This window comes from Rhodococcus sp. Ni2 (assembly GCF_021352185.1).
Lineage (GTDB): Bacteria > Actinomycetota > Actinomycetes > Mycobacteriales > Mycobacteriaceae > Rhodococcus_F > Rhodococcus_F qingshengii.
This window is the reverse complement of record NZ_WOXZ01000002.1, coordinates 2,572,220-2,596,825: the sequence shown is the minus strand read 5'-3', so window position 1 is coordinate 2,596,825 and position 24,606 is coordinate 2,572,220. Positions and strand designations below refer to the sequence as shown.

Sequence of the window (24,606 nt, the reverse complement as noted above, 5' to 3'; positions counted from 1 at the left end):
CGTCATTGTCGGGAATTCCGTCGTCTCACACCACCGTAACCGTCACGCAGATCACTATGGCCAATACCACACCCCCACCGAGGTGGTTACTACTACCAGTAGTACGTATTTCGTCGTGGAAGTCCGTAGAATCGAAGAATGGCAGGTCTAGGTGAACTCGAACGCGCGGTGATGGATCATTTGTGGTCCACATCGGAACCGCAAACTGTGCGACAGGTGCATGAAGCACTCGCGACGCATCGCGAATTGGCGTACACGACGGTAATGACCGTTCTGCAGCGCCTGGCGAAGAAGCATCTGGTGATTCAGCAGCGTGACGATCGCGCACATCGCTATCTTCCCGTCAATAAGCGCGAAGAACTGGTCGCGAGTCTGATGGTCGACGCGCTGGCCCAGGCTCCGGAGTCCGGCGGTCGCGCTGCGGCGCTCGTCCACTTCGTGGGACAGGTCAATGCTGACGAAGCCGACGCTCTCCGCGAGGCGCTCGCTGCCCTCGAGGTGCGCGAGTCCGCGAAAAAGGCTGCGCAGCCCGGAATTTCTAGGCCGAACTGATTTCGTCGTGCATGATGTGTAGGACATGAACGCCACTACTGCACTGGTTTTCGGACTGCTTGCCTTGTTGCTGGCCGGTCCGGTTCCCGCACTCCTGAGCCGCTCCACGTGGCCTTACCGCGCTCCACGCGCGGCGTTGGTTCTGTGGCAAGCCGTCGCAATTGCTGCGGTGTTGTCGGCATTCAGCTCGGGCCTGGCCATTGCCAGCCAGCTGCTCGTTCCCGGCGCTGACGGTAGGCCGACGACGGCCCCGACCGCCGAAATCGATGCACTCGGGCTCCCGCTGTGGATTCTGTACGTGGTTGTTTTTGCCCTGACGCTTCTGATCGGCGCGAAGCTGATCTTCTCGATCATCCAGGTCGCTGTGAGAACCCGACGTCGCCGTGCACGTCACCGCGTGTTGGTGGACCTTCTCGACGACTGCGCCATGCCCGCGTCGGTGGAACGCACACCCGATCTGCGGGTACTGGACGTCGACGAACCGATCGCATACTGCCTGCCAGGTCTGCGTCAACGCGTGGTCCTCAGTCAAGGCACTCTGCAGAACCTCGATCATGCCGAGGTCAAAGCCATCCTGACGCACGAGCGTTCCCACCTGCGAGCTCGTCACGATCTGGTCCTCGAGGCTTTCACGGCCGTCAATCACGCGTTCCCCCGCTTCGTCCGTAGCAAGTCGGCGCTCGGATCGGTACAACTCCTGGTGGAGTTGCTCGCCGACGATTCAGCCGTGCGGGCTACCGGTCCCACTCCCCTCGCGCGGGCGCTTGTCGCGTGTGCCGGATCGACGGCACCCCGCGGGGCAATGGCAGCGGGCGGGCCGTCGACGCTCATCCGGGTGCAGCGCCTCTCGGCCGACGACGCAGATCCCCGCATCGCAGTTTTTGCGTATCTCGGGGCGGTCGCGATTCTCGTTGTTCCCACGGTTGCGGTGGCTGTGCCCTGGCTCACCGAACTTCGACTGCTTTTCAACGCATACTGAGTCTTGACCTGCGTAACCCCGTGTAGTAGTGCAGGTCACAGGCGGGGCTACCTGACTTCGGTGTCCCCGGTGGCGTAGAGTGGATCACGGCCACCATCGTGGTCCGTCAACATATAACGGCACACAGCCCAATTCCCCGCAGTATGCGTTCGGATTGCCAGGTGACATGTGCCCTGGCTCGTCCCTTTGCGAACTGTGTCGTGTATTTCAGCATGGCTTCTTCCGCTCCGCGACGTGCCCGTAGTCCGGAGAGGTTTCCGCGTGACCAACGCTGTCCAAATGTCGTCTTCCGAGAACATCGAAGACCCCACCGTCAACACCCCCGCTGCCGAAGAAGCAGTCGCCACCGAGCCGGGTATCACCTTCGCCGAGATCGGCCTGCCCGAGCAGCTTGTTGCCGCATTGGCGCGCAACTCCATCACCGTCCCGTCCCCCATCCAGGCGCAGTCCATCCCGGACGCGCTCGCCGGAACCAACGTTCTCGGCCGCGCACAGACCGGATCGGGCAAGACCCTCGCCTTCGGCCTGCCGATGCTGACCCGCCTCTCACGCCACGAAGATCGCCCGGCCGCCAAGCGTCCCCGCGCACTCGTGCTCGTCCCCACCCGTGAGCTTGCTTTCCAGGTGGTCGACTCCCTCAACTCCTACGCCGGCGCACTCGGACTCACGGTTCGTCCCGCTGTCGGTGGAACGCCGTTCGCCAAGCAGGTCGATCAGCTCCGACGCGGCGTAGACGTCCTCGTCGCAACGCCGGGTCGTCTCGGCGACCACCTGCGTCAGGGCACCTGCATCCTCGACTCGGTGGAAATCACCGCACTCGACGAAGCCGATCAGATGGCAGACATGGGCTTCCTGCCCGAGGTTCGCTCGATCCTCGGCGAGACCCCCGCAGACGGACAGCGTCTGCTGTTCTCGGCAACCCTCGACCGTGAGGTCCAGTCGCTGGTTCGTCAGTTCCTGGCCAACCACGTCACCCACTCCACCGAAGACGGCCGCGCAAGCGTCGACACGATGGAGCACTACGTCCTCCTCGTCGATCGTGGACAGAAGGATTCAGTCCTCGCCGAGATCGGTGCCCGCGACGGACGCACCATCATGTTCGCCCGCACCAAGCTCGGTTGCGAGGGAATCACCGACCGCCTCCGCGCAGTCGGCATCGCTGCCGAGTCGCTTCACGGCGGCAAGGCACAGAACCAGCGCACCCGCGTCCTCGAGCGTTTCAAGAACGGCCGCACCCCGGTCCTCGTCGCAACGGACGTCGCAGCACGCGGAATCCACGTCGACGGCATCGACCTCGTCGTTCACGTCGATCCCCCGGCCGACCACAAGGACTACCTGCACCGCGCTGGTCGTACCGCTCGCGCCGGCGAGAAGGGCACCGTTGTCGCCATCGTGCTGCCCAACCAGAAGCGTCAGTTCAAGCGGCTGACCGGAATGGCCGGCGTCAATGCCGCAGCCGTTGCCGTCACCCCGGGTTCTGCTGAACTTGCTCGAATCACCGGTGCCAAGAAGCCGACCGGAGAACCGTTGCGCGAGAGCTCTTCTCGTGGCGAGCGTTCCTTCGGTGATCGTGGTGGAAGCCGTGGCGGATACCAGGGCAACCGCTCGTCCGGTGGATACCAAGGCAACCGTTCTTCGGGTGGCTACCAGGGCAACCGCGACGGCGAGAGCCGCGGCGGATACCAGGGTGATCGCTCCAGCGGTGGTTACCAGGGCAACCGCGACAGCCGCCCCTCGACCGGATACCAAGGAAACCGCTCTTCGGGTGGCTACCAGGGCAACCGCGACGGCGAGAGCCGCGGCGGATACCAGGGCAACCGTTCGTCCGGTGGTGGATACCAGGGTGATCGCTCCAGCGGTGGTTACCAGGGCAACCGTGACAGCCGTCCGTCCTACGGAGACCGCGACAGCCGCCCGTCGACGGGTTACCAGGGCAACCGCTCGTCGGGCGGATACCAGGGAAGCCGTGACGGCGAGAGCCGCGGCGGATACCAGGGCAACCGTTCGTCCGGTGGTGGATACCAGGGCAGCCGTGACAACAACCGCTCGTACGGCGATCGCGACAGCCGCCCCTCGACCGGCTACCAGGGCAACCGCTCCTCCGGCGGATACCAGGGAAACCGCGAAGGCGGCGACAACCGTGCAGCCTCGACCAGCGGTGGCGGCTTCCGCAGCCGCACCGACCGTCGTAGCTATGACGGATTCGACGGCCCGAAGCGCGATCAGCGGTAATACCTGCGCTGAGCTGCGGCTCGACAACTGAACACTGAGAACCTTCCGGCTGTGCCGGAAGCTGTATCGAGACGGATGCAGGTCACTGCAATTAAAGTGATCTGCATCCGTGTTTTGTATGCACGGTCTGATGTTCACGCGCGTCGCGGCCGCACCGTTTTCGGCTGCGCACAGCGCAGGATTTCACAGCCGCGGACCGAGAGGGAAAGCTGTAAGCATGTCAACCACTAGCACCGAATCACCCCGAGCTCAGATCGGCGTCACCGGCCTGGCCGTCATGGGTTCGAATATTGCCCGCAATTTCGCCCGCCACGGTCACACCGTTGCCCTGCACAACCGCAGCATCGCGAAGACCGATGCCCTGATCGCCGAGCATGGTTCCGAGGGCGATTTCGTGCGCACCGAGACCGTCGAGGAGTTTGTTGCCGCACTTCAGAAGCCGCGACGCGTCCTGATCATGGTCAAGGCGGGCGCCCCGACCGATGCTGTCATCGAAGAGCTCGCGAACGCCATGGAGCCCGGCGACATCATCATCGACGGTGGCAACTCGCTCTACACCGACACGATCCGTCGTGAAGCGGCGATCCGCGCCCGCGGTCTGCACTTCGTCGGCGCCGGTATCTCCGGTGGCGAAGAAGGCGCACTCAACGGTCCGTCGATCATGCCGGGCGGCCCGAAGGAGTCCTACGAGGCTCTCGGCCCGCTTCTCGAGTCCATCTCCGCTCACGTCGACGGCACCCCGTGCTGCGCGCACATCGGCCCCGACGGCAGCGGTCACTTCGTCAAGATGGTGCACAACGGCATCGAGTACGCCGACATGCAGCTCATCGGCGAGGCGTACAACCTCTTCCGCGACGCTCTGGGCTACGACGCCGGTCAGGTTGCCGACGTCTTCACCGAGTGGAACAAGGGCACCCTTGAGTCCTACCTGATCGAGATCACCGCCGAGGTGCTCCGCCAGGTCGACGCCGAGACGGGCAAGCCGTTGGTCGACGTCATCGTCGACGCTGCCGAGCAGAAGGGAACGGGCCGCTGGACGGTCAAGTCCGCTCTGGATCTGGGCGTGCCGGTCACCGGTATCGCCGAGGCCGTATTTGCTCGCGCACTGTCCGGTAGCCGCAATCAGCGCGCCGCAGCTCAGGCGCAGGGTCTGGCTGCCGGCTCTCTCGGCGACAAGCCTGCTGACGCCGAGCAGTTTGCCGCCGACATCCAGGCCGCGCTGTACGCGTCGAAGATCGTGGCGTACGCGCAGGGCTTCGATCAGATCGCTGCCGGCAGCGCCGAGTACGACTGGAACCTCAAGCCTGCCGACCTGGCGACGATCTGGCGCGGTGGCTGCATCATCCGTGCGCAGTTCCTCAACCGCATCAAGGACGCGTTCGACGCCGATCCGAGCCTGCCGAGCTTGATTCTGGCGCCGTACTTCCGCGAGGCCATCGAGGCAGGCATCGACAGCTGGCGCCGCGTGGTCGCCACCGCGACGATGCTCGGCATTCCGGTACCTGCGTTCGCGTCCTCGCTGTCGTACTACGACGGTCTGCGCGCGGAGCGTCTGCCGGCCGCCCTGACTCAGGGTCAGCGCGACTTCTTCGGCGCGCACACCTACGAGCGCATCGACAAGCCGGGCAAGTTCCACACACTGTGGAGCGGTGACCGCAGCGAAATCGAGGCCTGATTCACAGCGGGTATCGGTAGATGCGGTCATCTGCGTCTACCGATACCCGGTAGCCTGGACAAATGCAGGAATCGACGATCGACTCGCCCACCTCGACCGAAGGGCGTTCGTTCGTCGACCTCGGAATCCCCGCCGTGATGGTGCACGCGTTGCGCCGAAGCGGCATCGATGCCCCCTTCCCCATTCAGTCGGCAACCATCCCCGATGTTCTTGCCGGTCGGGATGTACTCGGGCGCGGTGCGACGGGTTCCGGAAAGACTCTGGCCTTCGGGCTTCCGATGCTGGTGCGCCTCAAGGGTGGGGCGAGCAAGCGGAATCGTCCGCGCGGTTTGGTGCTCGCTCCCACCCGTGAGCTGGCGATCCAGATCCACAAGGCACTCGACGACGCCGCTACCGAGATCGGTTTGCGTGTGGCAAATGCGGTCGGGGGCGTTCCGATCAAGCGTCAGGCCGACATCCTTGCCCGCGGCGTCGATCTGCTGATCGCGACCCCCGGGCGCCTGCTCGACCTACTCGAGCAGAAGTCGGTGATTCTCGACGACGTCGTGATCACGACCATCGACGAAGCCGACCACATGGCGGACATGGGTTTCATCGACGAGGTTGCGAAGATTCTCGACACGACTCCGAAAGACGGTCAGCGTCTTCTCTTTTCGGCGACACTCGACGGCAAGGTCGACGATCTGGTCGCGGGTTACCTGCGCAATCCGGCGTCGCACTCGACTGCTCCCCCGGTTGCGACCGTCTCGACCATGGAGCATCACCTGCTTTTCGTCGACCGCGACGACAAGAGATCCGTTGTCGCACATATCGCTTCGCGTGCGGGGCGGACCATCATGTTCGTCAAGACCAAGCACGGTGTGGATCGTCTTGCGCAGCAACTGCATTTGATCGGCGTCTCGGCGGGGGCTCTGCACGGCGGCAAGACGCAGAACAATCGGACCAAGACCCTCGCGTCGTTCTCCGACGGGACAACACCGGTCCTGGTCGCCACCGATGTCGCCGCGCGCGGAATCCATGTCGACGACGTGACGCTCGTCGTTCACGTCGATCCCCCGGCCGAGGCGAAGGACTACCTGCACCGGGCCGGCCGGACGGCACGCGCCGGCGAATCGGGCGTCGTCGTCACCATCGTCACCGACGAAGAACGTGAATCGGTCGAGAAGTTGACCAGGCAGGCAGGCATCAAGGTTCACGGTGTGCGGGTTCGTCCTGACGATCTTGAGCTCACGCGCATCACCGGTGCGATGGAGCCGACGGGAATTCCGGTCGAGGCTCCCGATACGACGGTTGCCGTCAAGCACACCGCCAAGCGTGGCCGTCAGGAACACGACACTGCAGGCCGGACCGCTGCCGGAGGCCGGATGAAGAAGGACGGCGACAAGCGCGCCGCCTCCTCGCGGCGCGTCACCGATCCGAAGAGTGTGAAGAAGATCCGTGCGGACGGCACTCCGGTCCCGACCCGTTCGGAGCGTCTGGCGTCCAAGGGCTTGACCCCGCGTCGCGGCGCACCCGGCGCAGGAAAGCCGTCTGCCGGAAATCGGGCGGGCAAGCGCGCACACTGAGGGAATGGGTGATCTTCCACTGATCTCGGTTCTCTGCGCACTTCTCGCTGCACTGCTCTTCGCGTGCGCTTCGGTCGCTCAGCAACGGGCGGCGTCCGCGGTTCCCGAGGGCGAGGCGTTGGTGGCGTCGTTGATTCGCAGTCCTCGGTGGTGGGCCGGGCTGATCGGTGACGGCGGCGGGTACGTCATGCAGGCCGTTGCACTGTCGTTGGGTTCGGTGTTGGTGGTGCAGCCGCTGATCGTGACCTCGTTGCTGTTCGCGCTGCCTCTCTCGGCCAAATTCTCGGGAATCCGCATCACCCGTTCCGCGTGGTCACTGGCGATCATGCTCGCGATTTCCTTGGCGATCTTCCTCGTCGTCGGCGATCCCACCGAGGGAGACAGCAATGCTCCATGGTCGGATTGGGCTGTGCCCCTGACGATTACGGTCGCAGTGGCCGTGGCCGCAACTGTCGGCGGCTTGTCCAAACTCGACGGCGGCTGGCGCGCACTGCTTCTCGGCTCTGCGGCAGGCATCTTCTACGGCGTCGCCGTCGCATTCACCAAGTACGTCACCGACCTACTCGGCCACGGCGTCATCGGGGTGATTTCGGCATGGCAGACGTGGGCGCTGATCGCCTCGGGCGCAATCGGGGTCTACCTGCAACAGCGCGCGTTCCAGGTCGGGCCGCTGTCGGCGTCGCTACCCGCCCTGACGATCGGCGAGCCGATCGCGGCCATCTTCCTGGGGATGACAGTGCTCGACGAACGCCTCCGCGTCGACGGTCCCGGAATTGCTCTCATCGGGTGCGCCGTCGCCGTCATGATCATGACCACGATCGCCCTCTCCCGCTCACAAGCGCGCGATACCGAGGGCGCTACGGCGGAATCGACGGTAGGCTCGTGAAACGTGCAGTTCCTCGAAGGGCAACGCCCCCCATACGACCTGACCTACGACGACGTCTTCCTCGTCCCTAACCGGACCGAGGTCACCTCTCGGTTCGACGTCGATCTCAATTCTTCCGACGGATCCGGAACGACCATTCCCGTCGTGGTCGCCAATATGACCGCAGTCGCCGGCCGCCGCATGGCGGAGACTGTCGCCCGCCGCGGCGGACTGGTCATCATTCCGCAGGACGTCCCCACCGAAGCTGTCGCCGAGACCGTGGCGTTCGTCAAGAGCCGCCACCTCGTCGCCGATACGCCGGTCACGCTGAGTCCGGACGACGCCGTCTCCGATGCGCTGGCGCTGCTTCCCAAGCGTGCTCACGGCGCGGTCGTGGTGGTCGAGGACGGTAAGCCTCTCGGTGTCGTCACGGAGGCTGCCTGCGCGGATGTCGATCGGTTCACTCGCCTCCGTACCGTCGCGATCACCGACTTCGTCACGGCCCCGGTCACCGCCACACCGCGTGAGGTCTTCGAACTGCTCGAAACCAAGCACGATCCGCTGGCGGTCATCGTCAACGAAGACGGGACTCTTGCCGGCGTCCTCACCCGCACCGGCGCGATCCGTGCCGGCATCTACGACCCCGCAGTCGACGAGCGCGGCGCACTCCGGGTCGCTGCGGCGGTCGGTGTGAACGGTGACGTGGGCGCCAAGGCCAAGGCTCTCGTCGACGCCGGTGCAGACGTGATCGTCGTGGACACGGCTCACGGTCACCAGCAGAGAATGATCGATGCGCTCACCACCCTCAAGGCGCTCGATCTCGGCGTCCCGTTGGTTGCAGGCAACGTGGTCTCCGCACAGGGAACCCGTGATCTGATCGCCGCAGGCGCGGACATCGTCAAGGTCGGCGTCGGGCCCGGAGCCATGTGCACGACTCGCATGATGACCGGCGTCGGACGCCCGCAGTTCTCGGCCGTCGCGGAATGTGCTGCAGCGGCACGTGAGCTCGGCAAGCACGTCTGGGCCGACGGCGGCGTTCGACACCCCCGCGACGTTGCACTCGCCCTCGCGGCGGGCGCGTCGAACGTCATGATCGGCTCGTGGTTCGCCGGCACATACGAGTCCCCCGGCGATCTCAAAGTCGATCAGGCGGGCAACGCGTACAAGGAGAGCTTCGGTATGGCCTCCAAGCGCGCTGTTGCCGCTCGCACAGCCACCGAAACGGCTTTCGATCGCGCCCGTAAGGGATTGTTCGAGGAAGGCATCTCCAGTTCGCGGATGCGTCTCGATCCCGAGCGCCCCGGAGTCGAGGACCTGATCGATCAGATCTGTTCCGGCGTGCGCAGTACCTGCACGTACGCGGGTGCGCGTTCTCTCGAGGAGCTGCACGAGAAGGCCGTTCTGGGCGTGCAGTCCGCCGCCGGATTTGCCGAAGGACGGCCGCTTCCGTCTGGTTGGTGAACCACGTTCTGTGACTGTCGGCGGGTGCTCGGGTCCCTACTCCCGGGCACCCGCCGGTATCATTGGATCCGTAAACAGAAAACAAAACTCGGTCGGGTGCCCTTCGGCGACCCGACCGAGCCCGCTACAGCCGAGAACTACTCGGCTCTGACGAAAGGAACCCGGTGCCCGAGGCACCCACACACTTACCCGGCGCTACACCCGTCGTCTTATCCGAGGAATCTTCTGATTCCGCCGGTTCGGAGGGCTCCTCTAGCGAGCCGGGAGACAAACCCGGCGGCCCCCGTGCACATCTCAGGTGGCGATGACACATGGACATCGTTTTCACCATTCTCAGCCTGGTCGGCTTCATCGCGCTGACTGCAGGCACCGCCCTCTTCGTGGCGGCCGAATTCTCACTGACCGCGCTCGAACGCAGCACCGTCGACGAAGCTGCTCGTGGCGGCGACCGACGCTCGCGGCAGGTTCAACACGCGCACAAGACTCTTTCGTTCCAGCTCTCCGGCGCTCAGCTGGGCATCACGATCACAACCCTGATCACCGGTTACCTGGCCGAGCCGGTCCTGGCACGGTTCATCACACCGGTCACGAAGGCCGTCGGGCTCAGTGAATCCGCGGCCTCGACAACGTCTTTGATCCTGGCGCTCGTGATCGCGACCTCGTTCTCCATGATCTTCGGTGAGCTCGTACCGAAGAACCTCGCAATCTCCAAGCCGATGCCCACCGCCCGCGCGACTGCGGGCCTGCAAGCAGGGTTCTCGCTGATCTTCCGGTGGGCCATCAACGGCCTCAACGGAACCGCCAACTGGATCGTGCGACGCCTGGGCATCGAACCCGCGGAGGAATTGCGCTCCGCGCGATCACCGCAGGAACTCGGGTCCCTCGTGCGGACGTCCGCGCAGCGCGGGTCCATCGACAAGGGCACGGCGATGCTCGTCGACCGTTCACTGCAGTTCGGTGACCGCACGGCAGAAGAGCTGATGACTCCGCGAGTGAAGATCGAATCGCTGGAACTCTCGGACACCGTCGCAGACCTGATCGTGACGGCGTCGCGGACCGGCTATTCACGCTTCCCGGTCGTTCGCGGCGATCTCGACGACACGGTCGGCGTCGTACACATCAAGCACGCGTTCACCGTTCCGGCCGAACGTCGGCGCACGACGCGCGTCGACAGTCTGGCTCAACGTGTTCCCGTCGTGCCGTCGAGCCTGGACGGGGACACCGTCATGGAGCGAATCCGCTCGGACGGTATGCAGGTTGCGCTCGTCGTCGACGAGTACGGCGGAACTGCCGGCATCGTCACGATGGAAGACCTCATCGAGGAAATCGTCGGCGATGTGCGCGACGAACACGACGAACCCGAACTCGACGTGCAGCGCGTCGGCGACGGATGGTCGTGCTCCGGTCTCCTGCGCATCGACGAGGTCACTTCGGCTACCGGGTACACCGCTCCCGAAGGCGACTACGACACGCTCGGCGGCTTGGTGCTCACCGAACTGGGCCGCATCCCCGACGAGGGTGACGAGGTGGAATTGCCCGACGTCGACTCGTCCGGTGATTCGCGCGGAAAGTGGATTGCACGAGTGACCGGCATGGACGGCCGCCGTATCGACCGGGTGACCATCACGCCGGTCCCCGCTTACGTCGAACCCGAATCCGCAGACGACAGCAAGAAGGAGTCCGACGATGAATAACCTCTTCGGTGTACTCCTCACCGTCGTGCTGCTCGCCGGCAATGCATTCTTCGTCGGTGCGGAGTTCGCACTGATCTCCGCACGACGTGACCGTCTCGAAGCACTGGTCGCGCAAGGCAAGAAGCGGGCGCTCACAGTCATCAAGGCCGGTGAGAACCTCTCGCTCATGCTTGCGGCGGCTCAGCTGGGCATCACGATCTGCTCGATCCTCCTCGGTAAGGTCGCCGAGCCCGCCATTGCGCACCTCCTCGAGGTGCCGATGGAAGCCGTCGGCCTGCCCGACGGATTGCTGCACCCGATCTCGTTTGCCATCGCGCTGTCGCTCGTCGTCGTGCTGCACATCCTGCTCGGCGAGATGGTGCCCAAGAACATCGCGTTGGCCGGCCCCGAGAAGACGGCCATGCTGCTCGTTCCCGTGCATCTGGCGTTCATCAAGATCGCTCGCCCGATCATCGCGTTCTACAACCTGTGCGCGAACGGAGTGCTCAAGCTCCTGCGCGTCGAACCCAAGGACGAACTCGACGTCACGGTCTCGGCGGTGGAGTTGTCCGCGATGATCGGTGAATCGCGATCTGAAGGTCTGATCGACGCCGAAGAACACCGGCGGTTGAAGCAGGCACTCGAATCGACCGATCGGACCGTCTCCGAGGTCCTGATCACTCTCGACAAGGTGCGGACCATTCCCCTCACACCGTCGGGAACAACACTGGGTGAGATCGAGCGTGCGGTCATCGAGACCGGATACTCGCGTTACCCGGTGCGAGCGAGCGACGGATCGCTGGCTGGGTACGTGCACCTCAAGGACGTGCTCGACGAGGTGCTCGACGAGGCCGCTGGACCGGACACCGTCGTTCCGACGTCGGATATCCGGCCGCTGCCCATCGTTCCGCTCAGCACACCGCTGGCCGAAGCGTTGGCCGGCCTTCGTCGGGCCAGCTCGCACCTCGGCGCTGTCACGGACGCTGACGGAGTGGTGATCGGTATCGTCGCGCTCGAGGATCTCCTCGAGGAGTACGTCGGAACGGTCCGCGATGGCACGCATCGCGGCACGGATGCTGTTCCCGGACAAAGAAACAGCTGATCGATGACACGTTCGGTGCATTCACTCGCACTCGCGCAGAGCGAGTGGACGGCTCGGCGGGCACTTCACCTCGAGGAGGTGGAGAAGCTCGTCGAGCCGCACCGAGCGCGTCGTAGCGCCGGTATCTCTCACCCGGTGCACGACTTCCTCTTCACGTACTACAACTTCAAACCCGCTCAACTGCGCCGCTGGCACCCCGGGTACGGAGTCGCGCTCGAGAACGCCGCCGAATACGCAGCCTTCTCCGGCTACCGCGTCGACGAGTCGGGTACCGCGACGGTCGAGGCCTCAGTGCTGGAGCGTCGGCGTCACACAGTCGAATTCGTGTGGAATCTGTTGAATCAGACGTCTGCGCGGCCCGCTGTGCTGGGTTGCTTCGGCCTCCACGAATGGGCGATGGTCTATCGCGGGGGCGAGGACGCAATCCGTCACCAGTCGGTGCCGCTGCGACTCGGGTTCGCCGGTACCGACGCGGTCGTCGAATCCCTGCCACTCAAATGCACGCACTACGACGCGTTCCGGTTCTTCACACCGGACGCGGCCCCCAAGAACTCGCTCCCGCTTGCACGCGAAACTCAGATCGATCACGAACAGCCGGGCTGCCTGCACGCCGGTATGGATCTGTACAAGTGGAGCTTCAAATTGTTGCCACTCGTCGATTCCGACCTGGTGATGCGGTGCTTCGAACACGCGCTCCTGGCCCGTGAACTCGACATGCGCGCGAGCCCATACGACCTCGCCGAGTACGGGTACTCCCCCATTCGTATCGAAACTCCCGCGGGCCGCGCCGAATACGTGCGTGAGCAACAACAGTTGGCGGATCGTGCTGCGCCGCTCCGCGATACGCTGGCAGAGAAGTGCCGGGAGCTTCTCGGCCACTGAACTGCCGAAAGGCGTCGCATGGATCACGGGTACGGGTTCTATCTCGACGAATACCAGCGTGATGTCGGGGTGCACACCGACGACCGCCGCGGGCACATCGAATGCCCGGACTCGGCGGGTTTCCTTGCGGCGCACTTGCCGGTGTTCGACCTCGCTGCGGGCTCGGTAGCGGCGTTCGCCTCGGCGATTCATCGGTCAACCAGCCCGGGCGACGGACACTGGACCCTCGATCCCGAGCGCATCGCCGCGTCCTTCTCGAGCGATCGACTGTTCCGGATCGGCGGCGAGCCGATCAACGGGTTCTCCGAGCACTCGGGGTTCTTTGCCGCCCGCGACGGTTGGGTCCGCACGCACGGCAACTATCCGCACCATCGCGACCGCCTGCTCGCCGTCCTCGAGCTCGATGATGGATCACCCAAAGATGCAGTGGTGCAACGGATATCCGAACTCAGCGCCATCGAGATCGAGCTGCAGGCCGCCGAGATCGGAGCCATCGCGGTCCGTGTTCGTACCGAGACCGAGTGGCGCCTGAGTGAGCAGTGCGCAGCTGCGAGGTCTGCGCCTCTGGTATCCATCCGAGCACGCGACGAGGGAAAACCCCGCACGCATCCGACGCGCCCACGCGTTCTCGACCTGACCCGCGTCATCGCCGGTCCGGTCGCGACGCGTGCCCTGGCGTTGGTCGGCGCTGACGTTCTGCGGATCGATCCCCCGGCGATCCCCGAGATCGGATGGCAGCACCTCGACAGTGGACAGGGCAAGCGGTCGGCGCTTCTCGACCTGAAGTCCTCGGCGGGAGCGACAGCGTTCCGAGAACTCCTCGAAACCGCAGACGTACTGGTCACCGGCTACCGGCCGGGTGCACTCGAAGCGCTCATCGGGCAGGATCTTCCCGCCCACCTGATTCACGGGCGCGTCAGCGCATGGGGATGGGAAGGTCCGTGGGCGAATCGCCGCGGCTTCGACAGCATCGTGCAGGCCGCGTCCGGCATTTCGTTCCTCGCGGGTGGTGAGAACCCTGGTGCGCTTCCGGCGCAGGCACTCGACCACTCGACCGGATACTTCTTGGCAGCGGGGATCCTCGACGCGTTGACGCTGCGCTCGCAGGACGGCCGTGGCCGCGATGTCGACGTGTCGCTGGCAAGCACAGGCGCTCGTCTTCTCGACGCACCCGGCCGAACCGTCCATCCTGGTCTGCCGACGGCTCCCGGCCTGAATGTTGTTGTCAACCATGCCGACGTGACCACCGCACGACCCGCGCTGGCAGAGTTCGAGGACTACCCCGAACCAGCCCATCCGTGGGGATCGGATCGCGCGGAGTGGGCACACTGAGGGACCGGCACATTCAGGGCAAGATGGACCTGTGAAGTCACATACCTACACACTCGACCTTCAGTGGACGGGCGATCTGGGAACCGGAACGTCCAGCACGCAGGGATATTCGCGCAATCATGCAATATCCGCGGTCGGAAAGCCGGAACTTCTCGGCAGCTCCGATCCCTCGTTCCGCGGTGACGCGCAGCGATGGAACCCCGAGGAACTGCTCGTTGCCTCCCTCGCCCAGTGCCACATGCTCTGGTACCTCGGGCTGGCAGCTGCCGCTGGGGTCGTCGTTCTCGACTACAGCGATCAGCCGGTCGGCAGCATGATCGAGGAATCCGATGGCGGCGGCCAGTTCATCGAAGTGACGTTGAATCCGACGGTGTTGGTCGCGGAGGCGTCGATGGTCGAGAAGGCCCAGGAGCTTCACGGCCCCGCACACACGAAGTGCTTCATCGCTCGGTCGGTGAACTTCCCCGTCCTGCATTCCCCGACGATCCTGGTGGCCACCGATGAGTGACATGCACAAGCTCATCGTCGACGTCGACACCGGTATCGACGACTCGTTGGCGCTTCTCTATCTCCTTGCCAGCCCCGAAGCCGAGATACTGGGGATTGCGAGCACCGCCGGCAACGTTCCGGTGGAACAGGTCGCGGCCAACAACTTGAACTGGCTTGCGCTCTGCGGCGCCCCGGACATCGAGGTTGCACTCGGCGCCCGCGAGCCATTGGTCATACCGTTGCGCACCACCGAGGAGACTCACGGTCCGCAAGGAATCGGCCATGCGGTCCTCCCCGATTCGGGTCGCAAGCGCTCGGTCCGAACCGCCACCGACCTCTGGGTGGATCTCGTCCGGGAGTACCCCGGACAACTCACCGGGCTGGTGACGGGGCCGCTCACCAACCTGGCCTTGGCGATCAGACGTGAACCCGATCTGCCGTCTCTGCTGAAGCGACTGGTAGTGATGGGTGGGTCGTTCAACTATCCGGGCAACACGACGCCGACCGCGGAGTGGAACGTCTCGGTGGATCCGCACGCCGCCAAGGAGGTGTTCGACGCGTTCTCCGTCGTACCCGCGCACCGGCGCCCGATCATCTGCGGCCTCAACGTCACCGAATCCATCGAGATGTTCCCCGAACATGTGCGTCGGCTCGCCGAAGCTGCCGGGAGCACCCCGGAAGAGATCATCTCGCCTGACGACGGTCCCGACGTCCGCAGTTCCGCGTCCAACAGCGTGATCAGGCATATGTCCGACGCAATCCGGTTCTACATGGAATTTCATCGTGAATACGACCAGGGATTTCTTGCTCACATGCATGATCCCTTCGCTGCTGCCGTCGCGCTCGATCCGAGCCTGGCGACGCTGAAACCGGCAACGGTAGATGTCGAAACCGAGAGTCCACTGCTGATCGGAACGACGGTTGCGGACTGGGTCGGGCACTGGAAGCGTGAGCCCAACGCGGATATCGCGGTCAGCACCGATCCGGCGGAATTCTTCGATCGACTTGTCCACCGAGTGGGAAATTACGCCCGCGTCGTGGGTTGACCGAGCCGGGCACCGGCTATGCTCGCATGGACAGAACACCAACGTACGAGAACAAAGGACCTGACGTGCAGATTTCCAGCCACGATGCCTCCCCGGCATTTGCGCTCGGATTGATGGCGTTCTGGCCCACTCGTCGTAGCGCATGCTTCGATCAGGCGTGTTGCTGAGCGGCGATTCTCGCTGCCTGCACCCCTGACTTTGTCGCTTCTTCGCTCGGAGTCTGTCTTCTTATGTTCAATCTTCTTTTGTTCACCCTTGTCGGCGTCGGCGCCCAGCTCGTCGACGGCGCCCTCGGTATGGCCTTCGGTGTCACCGCAACCACTCTGTTGATGATCGGTGGCCTCGGTCCGGCTCAGGCCAGCGCCGCTGTTCACCTGGCCGAGGTCGGCACCACCCTCGCTTCGGGTGTGTCGCATTGGAAGTTCAAGAACATCGACTGGAAGCTCGTCGCCAAGCTCGGTGTGCCCGGCGCAGTCGGTGCATTCATCGGCGCAACTGTGCTCTCGGGTCTGTCCATCGAAGCGGCAGTCCCCATCACGGCGACGATCCTGCTGGCCATCGGTATCTATGTGGCACTACGCTTTTCGGTCCGCCCACCGGCCGTCGCGGACGCTCGTACCACCCCGCACACTGCACGTTTCCTGTCCCCACTCGGCCTGTTCGGTGGTTTCATCGATGCATCCGGCGGTGGTGGTTGGGGTCCGATCACCACCAGCACGCTGCTCTCACGAGGAAAGACCGCGCCGCGCACCGTGATCGGCTCGGTCAGCGCCTCGGAGTTTCTGGTCGCGTCAGCCGCGTCGCTGGGATTCCTTGTCGGATTGGGACGTGAGTCGGCGGGAAACCTCCTCGTTGTCGCCGGTCTCGCGCTCGGCGGTGTCATCGCAGCTCCGTTCGCGGCGTGGCTGGTCAGCCGCGTACCTGCAACCTTGCTCGGAACGGCGGTGGGCGGCGTCATCGTGTTGACCAACGCACAGAAGCTGTTCAAATCCTTCGACATCACCGGGGCGGTCACAGTGGCCGGTTACCTGACCATTCTCGGCGCGTGGGCAGCGCTGCTGTTCTACGCGTGGAAGCGGTCCACTCTCACCCCGGCCGAGGCAGAAGGCGATTTCACGGGAGTCGAACTCGCTGTCGAGACCGAACTCACCGAGCCTGCAGTCAAACGCGAACGATAGCTCGTCACAGAAGAAATCCCGGGTATCCGCGCTCGGATACCCGGGATTTCGTTCTTTCCGCGCTAGTTGCTTCCGTCGAACGCGTCGAGAATTCGCCCCGCCGCCAACGCTGCCGTCAGCGAACCGTCACGCACGCTCTGCTCGACGTCGGCCCGGATCGCACGCACCCGATCGTTGCTCGAGAGCCTGCGTAGCAGCTGATCGTTGACCATCGTCCAGGTCCAATCGACCTGTTGCTTGCGACGCTTCTCCTCGAACTGTCCCGCTTCGGTGAGCACCTCACGGTGTTTGGTGACAGTTCCCCAGAACTCGTCCAGCCCGACACCTTCGAGACCGCTCATCGTGATGACGGGCGGCTTCCAGATGGCGTCGTGCGGGTAGATCAGGCGAAGCGCACCCGCCAATTCACGGGCAGCGCCCTTTGCCTCGCGCTCATGCTTGCCATCGGCCTTGTTGACCGCCACCAGATCTGCGAGCTCGAGGACACCCTTCTTGATGCCCTGGAGCTGATCACCGGTACGAGCGAGGGTCAGGAACGTGAAGCAGTCCACCATGTTGGCAACAGTGACTTCGGACTGGCCGACACCCACCGTCTCCACCAGGATGACGTCGAAACCGGCAGCTTCGAGAAGCACGATGGTCTCGCGGGTTGCCTTGGCAACACCACCGAGCGTGCCGGACGTCGGTGACGGCCGGATGTACGCATTCGGTTCGACGGTGAGCCGAGCCATGCGTGTCTTGTCGCCGAGAATCGAGCCGCCGGTGCGGGTGGACGACGGATCGACCGCCAACACCGCAACCCGATGTCCCTTGCCCAGCAAGTACATTCCGAGCGCGTCGATGAAGGTCGACTTGCCGACGCCGGGAACGCCGGTGATGCCGATCCGGTGCGCTCCCCCGGCCTCGGGCAGCAACTTCAGTAGAAGCTGCTGCGCGAGGGCCCGGTGGTCGTCGCGAGTGGACTCGACGAGGGTGATCGCCCGAGCGAGGCCGGCACGCTGATTTCCACGTACCGCCTCGGCGAGGGAATCAATGTCGATGGGCTGACGTGCCATCTTCAGTGACCCCCTTCTCAGCTGTTGTCGTGACCCAGTTGGGCGGAGAGCTTCTCCAACAATCCGCTGGCAGCGTCGGCGATGACGGTTCCGGGCGGGAAGATGGCAGCAGCGCCGGCCTCGTAGAGTTCGTCGAAGTCACCGGGCGGAATGACGCCGCCGACGACGATCATGATGTCGGGACGACCGGCCGCAGCCAGAGCCTCCCGCAGCGCCGGCACCAAGGTCAGGTGACCGGCGGCCAACGACGACACACCGACTACGTGGACGTCGTTGTCGGCCGCCTGATTGGCGACCTCTTCGGGGGTCTGGAACAGCGGTCCGACGTCGACGTCGAATCCGATGTCCGCGAAGGCGGTGGAGATGACCTTCTGGCCACGGTCGTGACCGTCCTGGCCCATCTTCGCGACGAGGATGCGGGGACGACGTCCCTCGTCCTCGGCGAACTTCTCGACCAGTTCCATCGCCTTGCTGATGTTGCTCACCGTTCCTGCCTCGTCGCGGTACACACCACTGATGGTGCGGATCTCGGCCTGGTGGCGTCCGTACACCTTTTCGAGGGCGTCGGAAATCTCGCCGACGGTAGCCATCGCGCGGGCGGCGACGACAGCGAGGGCGAGGAGGTTGTTCTCCATGCCGCCTTCGGTGGATGCGGCAGCGCGAGTGAGGTTCGCCAGTGCGGCCTCGACGGCTTCCGGATCACGTTCCGCGCGAAGACGAACCAACTTCTCGAGCTGTTCCTTGCGGACCTTGGAGTTCTCGACCTTGAGAACTTCGATGGTGTCGACCTCGTCGGGAACGTACTTGTTGACGCCGACGAGCGGCTGCCGACCGGAGTCGATGCGTGCCTGGGTGCGGGCGGCAGCTTCCTCGATGCGCAGCTTCGGGATGCCTTCGTTGATGGCCTGAGCCATTCCGCCGGCTTCCTCGACCTCTTCGATGTGCTTACGAGCCCGGTTGGCGAGTTCGTTGGTGAGCCACTCGACGTAGTACGAGCCACCCCACGGGTCGATGGGACGCACGGTGCCGGATTCCTGCTGCAGCAGCAACTGGGTGTTACGGGCGATGCGGGCGGAGAAGTCCGTCGGCAATGCGATCGCTTCGTCGAGTGCGTTGGTGTGCAAGGACTGAGTGTGGCCCTGGGTGGCAGCCATGGCTTCGACGCAGGTACGCGGAACGTTGTTGAAGACGTCCTGCGCGGTCAGGGACCAGCCGGAGGTCTGCGAGTGGGTACGCAGCGAGAGCGACTTCGCGCTCTTGGGATCGAACTTGGCGACAAGCTCGGCCCACAGGAGGCGTCCGGCGCGGAGCTTGGCGACCTCCATGAAGAAGTTCATGCCGATTGCCCAGAAGAAGGACAGGCGAGGTGCGAACTTGTCGATGTCCATACCGGCGTCGAGGCCGGCGCGGATGTACTCGACGCCGTCGGCGAGGGTGTACGCCAGTTCCAGATCGGCCGTCGCTCCGGCTTCCTGGATGTGGTAGCCCGAGATCGAGATGGAGTTGTACTTCGGCATTTCCGCGCTGGAGTACGCGAAGATGTCCGAGATGATCCGCATCGAGGGCTTCGGCGGATAGATGTAGGTGTTACGAACCATGAACTCTTTGAGGATGTCGTTCTGGATCGTTCCGGCCAGCTTGTCCGGAGTGACACCTTGCTCGCCTGCCGCAGCGACGTACAGCGCGAGAATCGGCAGCACGGCGCCGTTCATCGTCATCGAGACCGACACCTGCGAGAGGTCGATTCCGTCGAAGAGCTGACGCATGTCGAGGATGGAATCGATTGCGACACCGGCCATTCCGACGTCACCGGCAACGCGAGGATGATCGGAGTCGTAGCCGCGGTGTGTAGCGAGGTCGAAGGCGACCGAGAGGCCCTTCTGACCGGCCGCGAGGTTACGACGGTAGAACGCATTCGACTCCGCGGCAGTGGAGAATCCGGCGTACTGGCGAATGGTCCACGGCTGGTTCACGTACATGGTCGGGTACGGACCACGCAGGAACGGCGCTGCGCCCGGGAAGCTGTCGAGCGGGTAACCCGACTCGGCGGCGGCCGTGCGGTCCGCACCGGTGTACACCGGCTTGACGTCGATGCCTTCCGGGGTGGACCAGACAACCTGCTCGGCGGCGTAGTTATTGGCGTTGGCGCCCTCTTCGATGAGGGCCTGGGCCTGCTCGACCGACGGCGGTGTGGGTGCCGGAGACTGCGGGTCCTCGAGTGGGACCTCGGCGAAACTGCCGATCACGTGCTTGACCTCTCGTGTCGTCACTTGGAGCTTCCCGTCTCGATGAAGTCGAGCAGTTCGGTCAGAGCCGACACTGCGTCGATGCGGGCGGTGAGGAATCCGTCCGGGCGAGAATCGCCGGTCGCGTCGGCGACTGCCTTCTCCGGTCCTGCGAGCAGCACCTTGGCGATGCCGGCGGCGCGAAGTTCGGCGACGGCCGCTGCGGCGCTCTCGCCGTAGCGCTTGTCCGTGCCGCACAGCACCGCGACGGTGGCACCGGAAGCCTTGACTGCAGCGGAGATGGCCTCGGCGCCCACCTCGAGCGGGCCGGGGTTGACTGCGTCGATACCACCCGAAGCGAGCAGGTTGGACGCAAACGTGGTGCGCACGTTGTGTTCTGCAACCGAGCCCAGCGGCGCGAGAAGCGCAGTGGGACGGGCGCCGCCGGCGGCGAGGAACGCGTCCGAACGGTCACGAAGCGCTTCGAATGCAGCTGCGTAGCGGGCGACGGACTGGCCGGGCTCGACGGCTTCGGCGGACAGCGGCGTTTCGCCGAGGTTCGGGAACTCGTTGACACCGGTGACCGTGGTCTTGCGGTGTGCGATGTCGGAGTCGCGCTTGGCCTTGGTAGCGGCGATGCGACCGGAGACGATTCCCGCTTCGAGTGCCGCCAGATATCCTCCGGCTGCTTCGATTTCCTGGAAGAACTCCCACGCGGTGGCGGCAATCTGCTGTGTCAGGTCCTCGACGTACCAAGACCCGGCCGACGGATCGAGGACACGGCCCAGGTGCGACTCCTCGAGCAGGAGCAGCTGTGTGTTGCGCGCGATGCGCGAGGAGAAGGACTTGCTGACGCCGAGGGTGCCGTCGGCCAGTGCGACGTCGAACGGAAGAACTGTCACTGCATCTGCTCCGCCGACGCCGGCGCCGAATGCAGCGAGGGTCGTGCGCAGCATGTTCACCCAGGGATCACGCTGAGCCATCATCGCGGCGGAGGTGACTGCGTGCTGCGGCGCTCCACCGAAATCGGAAGCTCCGCAGACCTGGGCGATGCGTGCCCATACGAGACGTGCGGCGCGGAACTTCGCGATGGTCTGGAACTGATCGTCGGTTGCCGCGTAGCGGAAAGCCAACTGCGACAACGCAGCACCGATGGTCAGGCCGCTCTGGGCGGTGAGTGCACGGAGGTACTCGAGGCCGGCGGCGATTGCGGCTCCGAGTTCTTCGGCATCCCCGGCACCCGCGTTGTGAAAGGCCGTGCCGTCGACGGTGATCGCGTGCACGGTTTCCGCACGAGCTGCGGCGAGGGCGGCCAACTCGACTGCGCCTGCAAGTTCGACGTCGGCTGCGCCGGAGAACGAACTGGTCAGCGGCGCTGCACCGAGGTGAACTCGGATACTGCTGCGATCGCTGACACCGTCGCCGGCTTCGCCGCGAGCATCGAGGAGAGAGAAGAGTGCTCGGGCTGCATCGTTTGTCGCTGCGCCTGCATCGAGCGTGAGCGGTGCGAGGTCGAGAAGCACGCCCTCGAGCGCAGCGGCGAGGTCGGTGACCGGAACGCCGTCGGCGCCCACCTTCAACCAGAGTGCGCTGACTCCGTTTTCGAGGGCGTCCAGGATGGCGCGATTGGTCTCGGCCGCCGAAGCGGTTCCGAAAGCAGCGGAAACCAACCAACCGGCATTGACATCACGGTGAGCGTCGACGCCACGCACGTACGGAAAAGTGCCCGGCAAGCTCTGCTCGGGACGCTCGTCGCGTGGGCTGTAGAGCGGTGCGACAGTGACACCGTCGTAGGTGACGGTTTCGAGCAGTTTCTGTGGCTCGGGGCCCAGTTCTGCCGCGTCGACTCTGCGGGACTTGGCGAGCACACCGGCTACGGAGCGCTGCCACTCCGCGTACGCCTGCTCGACAGCCTCGGCTTCTGAAGCTAATGACACTGTGTCCGCTCCCTCTCATTTTTTGCGTGAGCGCTTTACCGATAATCGGATTTGTTCGTTAGTTCTGTGATGCTAACCCGCGGTTGAGCCCAGATATCGTGAGGATCACGTCATGTTCTTCACAGGGCTGTTCGCGGCCACTTTCCGACCGGTCAGACGACGTGCAGATTCGGTCGTTCGTGCACGTGTGACCGGCCCTTACCTAGCGATTGTTCAGCATGTTTACGGGTTACCCGCGAGTTCGTTTCACTGGCCGGGACTGCAGGTGAAGGCCACTCCGAACGCCTAGTGGTTTTCGTCACAGCGCCGTTTCATTATCGCCTGGAGCACGTCGCTTTCCCGCCCCCGTGGCGATGTTCGACTCACGATTGCGGGTCGGCAGTCGGCCCGGTTCACCGTTCACAGGTAGCCTTGTGACCTGTGATGGGACGCCTGCTGGACCGAAGATTGATCGCAATAGTCCTGGTAGTGCTCGCTTTGTTCCTCGCAGCCCTCCTCGCCCCACATCCCACGGTGTCCCAGGTACGCGAGTGGGCGGACTCGGTTGGCCCGGCGTTTCCCCTCGTGTTCTTCCTGGTTCATTCGATAGTCACCGTCGCGCCGTTCCCGCGCACCGTCTTCACGCTCAGCGCGGGGGTTCTCTTCGGCTCGGCAACCGGCATCGCCCTTACTGTGGCGGCAACGACTGTGAGCGCCGTTCTGGCCCTCTACCTGGTCCGCGCCATCGGCCGCGACGTCGTGTGGCAACGGATTTCGAGTCCGACGATCCGGCGGGTGGACGAGCGGATCGAAAAGCGGGGGTGGCTGGCCGTCGGCTCTCTGCGCTTGATCGCGTTTGTCCCCTTCTCGGTGGTGAACTACTGCTGCGGCATTTCGTCGATCCGGATCGTGCCCTACATCCTTGCCACCGTCGTCGGCATCTTGCCCGGCACTGTTGGGATTGTCGTTCTGGGCGATGCGCTCTCCGGCGAAGCCGATCCTCGTCTCCTGATTCTGTCCGGGATCTGCATTGCGATCGGCATCGCCGGTCTGGTGTTCGACGCTCGCCGTCAGCCTTCACCGGGCGAAACCATCGTTGACAACGGTCAACCCCAAGAGGTTGATTTGATTGAGTCAACCCAAAACGATTGACTATTGAAAGTCAACTATCTAGCATTGACTAATGTTTGTACTGACGGTGGATCAGCGAGGTAGCCGACGGGATGTCGACCGCGTCGGGGACATCATCGACGACATGGCCGATTGCAGGCTCCTGCGGCCGTTCGAGCGCACAGCGGGCGACGAGATTCAAGCGGTGACCGACGATCCGGCGCTACTCGTCCTCGTCGCACTCGAGCTGATTCGGCGCGAGCACTGGAGTGTCGGGATCGGGATCGGTCCCGTCGAGCAGCCTCTCCCACGGCAGACCCGGGCCGGACGCGGACCGGCATTCGAAGCTGCTCGGATCGCCGTCGAGCGAGCCAAGCGAGCTCCGGCCAGAATTGCCGTCGAACAGGCGCCGGCGGATAGCTCACGCGACGAACTCGCCGCAGATGTCGATGCCGCGTTCACCTTGCTCGGAACGATCGTCACGAGACAGACGAAGGACGGACGCGAAGCCATCGCCCTGATGGACAGCGGACTCACTCAGGTCAGCGCAGCGGCCCACCTCGGAATCACCAAACAGGCCATGTCCAAGCGACTCCTGACAGCCGGGTGGCACGCAGAACTCGCCGGGCGCAGACTCGCAGAACGACTTTTGGTCAGACTCCAGCCCTAGACTGCTCACGCTCGCACCGGTACAAACTCGTCGACACAGCAGGGGGCTCGAATACATGGTCGTTCTGGCGTTGATCGCGCTCGCCGTCGCCGCCGCGGCACCAGCAGTTGCAGCGGCACTGGGACCGCTCAGTCGTGGTCGACTCGAAGTCCCCGAATGGGCGTCGTCCGTGGTGGCTCTTCCGGCGCTGGGTGTTGCCGCACTGGCATCGACCCGAACGACCCCGGTCACCGGTTTCGCTCTCGGGGCGACGCTTGTCCTGTGCGTACTTGCCGCCGCCACGGCCGGTGCACCGTTGGTACTTGCCACCTTCAAGATCGCTCGTCGCCAACCGGACGGGAGCCCGGCACCGGACGCCGGACCTCTTCGCGGCGGACGTGTGATCGGCATCCTCGAACGGCTCGCGGTGGCGGCATCGATTCTCGCAACCTGGCCGGAAGGCATCGCGATCGTCTTGGCAGTCAAGGGGCTCGCGCGGTACCCGGAACTTCGCGAACCTCATGCGTCCGAGCAGTTCATCATGGGAACCTTCGTCAGTGTCCTCTGGGCGATCGCCGTATGCGGAACGGGACGGGCACTCATCACGTAGGTGATGAGTG

General features: G+C 64.4%; 21 protein-coding genes. 18 read left to right on the top strand and 3 right to left on the bottom strand.

Annotated features, from left to right (window positions below; genetic code table 11):
• Window positions 1-138 precede the first annotated feature (138 nt).
• The 15 genes from GN300_RS25670 (at window position 139) to GN300_RS25600 (ending at window position 17,031) form a co-directional block, all read left to right on the top strand.
• Complete coding sequence (locus GN300_RS25670; protein WP_003944876.1) at window positions 139-552, top strand: BlaI/MecI/CopY family transcriptional regulator; 414 nt, start codon at window positions 139-141, stop codon at window positions 550-552.
• A gap of 25 nt (window positions 553-577) precedes the next feature.
• Window positions 578-1,531, top strand: coding sequence for a M56 family metallopeptidase (locus tag GN300_RS25665; RefSeq protein WP_003944922.1), 954 nt, complete (start codon window positions 578-580; stop codon window positions 1,529-1,531).
• 261 nt (window positions 1,532-1,792) lie between these two features.
• Window positions 1,793-3,763, top strand: a complete 1,971-nt coding sequence (locus GN300_RS25660; protein WP_030536379.1) for a DEAD/DEAH box helicase — start codon at window positions 1,793-1,795, stop codon at window positions 3,761-3,763.
• A gap of 217 nt (window positions 3,764-3,980) precedes the next feature.
• Window positions 3,981-5,438: an NADP-dependent phosphogluconate dehydrogenase gene (gene gndA / locus GN300_RS25655; RefSeq protein WP_063316402.1), complete on the top strand. Its 1,458-nt coding sequence runs from the start codon at window positions 3,981-3,983 to the stop codon at window positions 5,436-5,438.
• A 62-nt stretch (window positions 5,439-5,500) separates the two neighbouring features.
• Window positions 5,501-7,003 carry a DEAD/DEAH box helicase gene (locus GN300_RS25650; RefSeq protein ID WP_054188236.1) on the top strand — a complete coding sequence of 501 codons (1,503 nt, stop codon included), beginning with the start codon at window positions 5,501-5,503 and terminating at the stop codon, window positions 7,001-7,003.
• 4 nt (window positions 7,004-7,007) lie between these two features.
• Window positions 7,008-7,889 carry a DMT family transporter gene (locus GN300_RS25645; protein ID WP_042919783.1) on the top strand — a complete coding sequence of 294 codons (882 nt, stop codon included), beginning with the start codon at window positions 7,008-7,010 and terminating at the stop codon, window positions 7,887-7,889.
• A 3-nt stretch (window positions 7,890-7,892) separates the two neighbouring features.
• A complete protein-coding gene (locus GN300_RS25640) occupies window positions 7,893-9,329 on the top strand; it encodes a GuaB1 family IMP dehydrogenase-related protein (RefSeq protein ID WP_020969620.1) in 1,437 nt (478 codons plus the stop codon).
• Window positions 9,330-9,640: 311 nt separating this feature from the next.
• The gene (locus GN300_RS25635; RefSeq protein WP_003944847.1) at window positions 9,641-11,023 is read left to right on the top strand and encodes a hemolysin family protein; all 1,383 of its coding nucleotides are present in this window, start codon (window positions 9,641-9,643) and stop codon (window positions 11,021-11,023) included.
• Complete coding sequence (locus GN300_RS25630; protein WP_003944826.1) at window positions 11,016-12,104, top strand: hemolysin family protein; 1,089 nt, start codon at window positions 11,016-11,018, stop codon at window positions 12,102-12,104. The genes GN300_RS25635 and GN300_RS25630 overlap by 8 nt, the downstream gene beginning before the upstream one ends.
• A gap of 3 nt (window positions 12,105-12,107) precedes the next feature.
• Window positions 12,108-12,986 (top strand): hypothetical protein, encoded by an 879-nt coding sequence (locus GN300_RS25625; protein WP_058038788.1) that lies wholly within the window; start codon window positions 12,108-12,110, stop codon window positions 12,984-12,986.
• An 18-nt stretch (window positions 12,987-13,004) separates the two neighbouring features.
• Window positions 13,005-14,318: a CoA transferase gene (locus GN300_RS25620; protein WP_058038787.1), complete on the top strand. Its 1,314-nt coding sequence runs from the start codon at window positions 13,005-13,007 to the stop codon at window positions 14,316-14,318.
• Window positions 14,319-14,349: 31 nt separating this feature from the next.
• Complete coding sequence (locus tag GN300_RS25615; RefSeq protein ID WP_007727816.1) at window positions 14,350-14,826, top strand: OsmC family protein; 477 nt, start codon at window positions 14,350-14,352, stop codon at window positions 14,824-14,826.
• A complete protein-coding gene (locus tag GN300_RS25610) occupies window positions 14,819-15,853 on the top strand; it encodes a nucleoside hydrolase (protein ID WP_007727817.1) in 1,035 nt (344 codons plus the stop codon). The genes GN300_RS25615 and GN300_RS25610 overlap by 8 nt, the downstream gene beginning before the upstream one ends.
• A gap of 26 nt (window positions 15,854-15,879) precedes the next feature.
• Window positions 15,880-16,020, top strand: coding sequence for a hypothetical protein (locus GN300_RS25605; protein WP_156423186.1), 141 nt, complete (start codon window positions 15,880-15,882; stop codon window positions 16,018-16,020).
• 63 nt (window positions 16,021-16,083) lie between these two features.
• Entirely contained in the window at window positions 16,084-17,031 is a 948-nt protein-coding gene (locus GN300_RS25600) for a sulfite exporter TauE/SafE family protein (protein ID WP_063316403.1), read from the top strand.
• A gap of 62 nt (window positions 17,032-17,093) precedes the next feature.
• Here the strand turns inward: GN300_RS25600 and meaB are convergent, their stop codons facing one another.
• Genes meaB through mutA form a run of 3 tightly spaced genes read right to left on the bottom strand, consistent with a single transcriptional unit; the run spans window position 17,094 to window position 22,248 of the window.
• Window positions 17,094-18,086: a methylmalonyl Co-A mutase-associated GTPase MeaB gene (gene meaB / locus GN300_RS25595; protein ID WP_003945003.1), complete on the bottom strand. Its 993-nt coding sequence runs from the start codon at window positions 18,084-18,086 to the stop codon at window positions 17,094-17,096.
• A gap of 17 nt (window positions 18,087-18,103) precedes the next feature.
• Complete coding sequence (gene scpA / locus GN300_RS25590) at window positions 18,104-20,356, bottom strand: methylmalonyl-CoA mutase (RefSeq protein ID WP_003944912.1); 2,253 nt, start codon at window positions 20,354-20,356, stop codon at window positions 18,104-18,106.
• A complete protein-coding gene (gene mutA / locus GN300_RS25585; RefSeq protein ID WP_063316404.1) occupies window positions 20,353-22,248 on the bottom strand; it encodes a methylmalonyl-CoA mutase small subunit in 1,896 nt (631 codons plus the stop codon). Before mutA ends, scpA begins: the two co-directional genes overlap by 4 nt.
• A 423-nt stretch (window positions 22,249-22,671) precedes the next feature.
• Between mutA and GN300_RS25580 the strand changes: the two genes are divergently transcribed.
• From GN300_RS25580 to GN300_RS25570, 3 genes are read left to right on the top strand one after another with little or no spacing between them, the layout of a single operon-like run.
• Window positions 22,672-23,379, top strand: coding sequence for a TVP38/TMEM64 family protein (locus GN300_RS25580; RefSeq protein ID WP_058038785.1), 708 nt, complete (start codon window positions 22,672-22,674; stop codon window positions 23,377-23,379).
• Between the two features lie 31 nt (window positions 23,380-23,410).
• Complete coding sequence (locus tag GN300_RS25575; RefSeq protein ID WP_042449124.1) at window positions 23,411-24,007, top strand: hypothetical protein; 597 nt, start codon at window positions 23,411-23,413, stop codon at window positions 24,005-24,007.
• A gap of 55 nt (window positions 24,008-24,062) precedes the next feature.
• The gene (locus tag GN300_RS25570) at window positions 24,063-24,596 is read left to right on the top strand and encodes a hypothetical protein (protein WP_003944797.1); all 534 of its coding nucleotides are present in this window, start codon (window positions 24,063-24,065) and stop codon (window positions 24,594-24,596) included.
• The last annotated feature ends 10 nt before the right edge of the window (window positions 24,597-24,606 follow it).

Excerpts from the sequence above, each read along its gene's own strand:
- GN300_RS25670 (WP_003944876.1), top strand. The coding sequence starts at position 139 with ATGGCAGGTCTAGGTGAACTCGAACGCGCGGTGATGGATCATTTGTGG.
- GN300_RS25665 (WP_003944922.1), top strand. The coding sequence starts at position 578 with ATGAACGCCACTACTGCACTGGTTTTCGGACTGCTTGCCTTGTTGCTG.
- gndA (WP_063316402.1), top strand. The coding sequence starts at position 3,981 with ATGTCAACCACTAGCACCGAATCACCCCGAGCTCAGATCGGCGTCACC.
- GN300_RS25650 (WP_054188236.1), top strand. The coding sequence starts at position 5,501 with ATGCAGGAATCGACGATCGACTCGCCCACCTCGACCGAAGGGCGTTCG.
- GN300_RS25645 (WP_042919783.1), top strand. The coding sequence starts at position 7,008 with ATGGGTGATCTTCCACTGATCTCGGTTCTCTGCGCACTTCTCGCTGCA.
- GN300_RS25635 (WP_003944847.1), top strand. The coding sequence starts at position 9,641 with ATGGACATCGTTTTCACCATTCTCAGCCTGGTCGGCTTCATCGCGCTG.
- GN300_RS25630 (WP_003944826.1), top strand. The coding sequence starts at position 11,016 with ATGAATAACCTCTTCGGTGTACTCCTCACCGTCGTGCTGCTCGCCGGC.
- GN300_RS25625 (WP_058038788.1), top strand. The coding sequence starts at position 12,108 with ATGACACGTTCGGTGCATTCACTCGCACTCGCGCAGAGCGAGTGGACG.
- GN300_RS25620 (WP_058038787.1), top strand. The coding sequence starts at position 13,005 with ATGGATCACGGGTACGGGTTCTATCTCGACGAATACCAGCGTGATGTC.
- GN300_RS25610 (WP_007727817.1), top strand. The coding sequence starts at position 14,819 with ATGAGTGACATGCACAAGCTCATCGTCGACGTCGACACCGGTATCGAC.
- GN300_RS25605 (WP_156423186.1), top strand. The coding sequence starts at position 15,880 with ATGGACAGAACACCAACGTACGAGAACAAAGGACCTGACGTGCAGATT.
- GN300_RS25600 (WP_063316403.1), top strand. The coding sequence starts at position 16,084 with ATGTTCAATCTTCTTTTGTTCACCCTTGTCGGCGTCGGCGCCCAGCTC.
- meaB (WP_003945003.1), bottom strand. The coding sequence starts at position 18,086 with ATGGCACGTCAGCCCATCGACATTGATTCCCTCGCCGAGGCGGTACGT.
- GN300_RS25580 (WP_058038785.1), top strand. The coding sequence starts at position 22,672 with ATGGGACGCCTGCTGGACCGAAGATTGATCGCAATAGTCCTGGTAGTG.
- GN300_RS25575 (WP_042449124.1), top strand. The coding sequence starts at position 23,411 with ATGTTTGTACTGACGGTGGATCAGCGAGGTAGCCGACGGGATGTCGAC.
- GN300_RS25570 (WP_003944797.1), top strand. The coding sequence starts at position 24,063 with ATGGTCGTTCTGGCGTTGATCGCGCTCGCCGTCGCCGCCGCGGCACCA.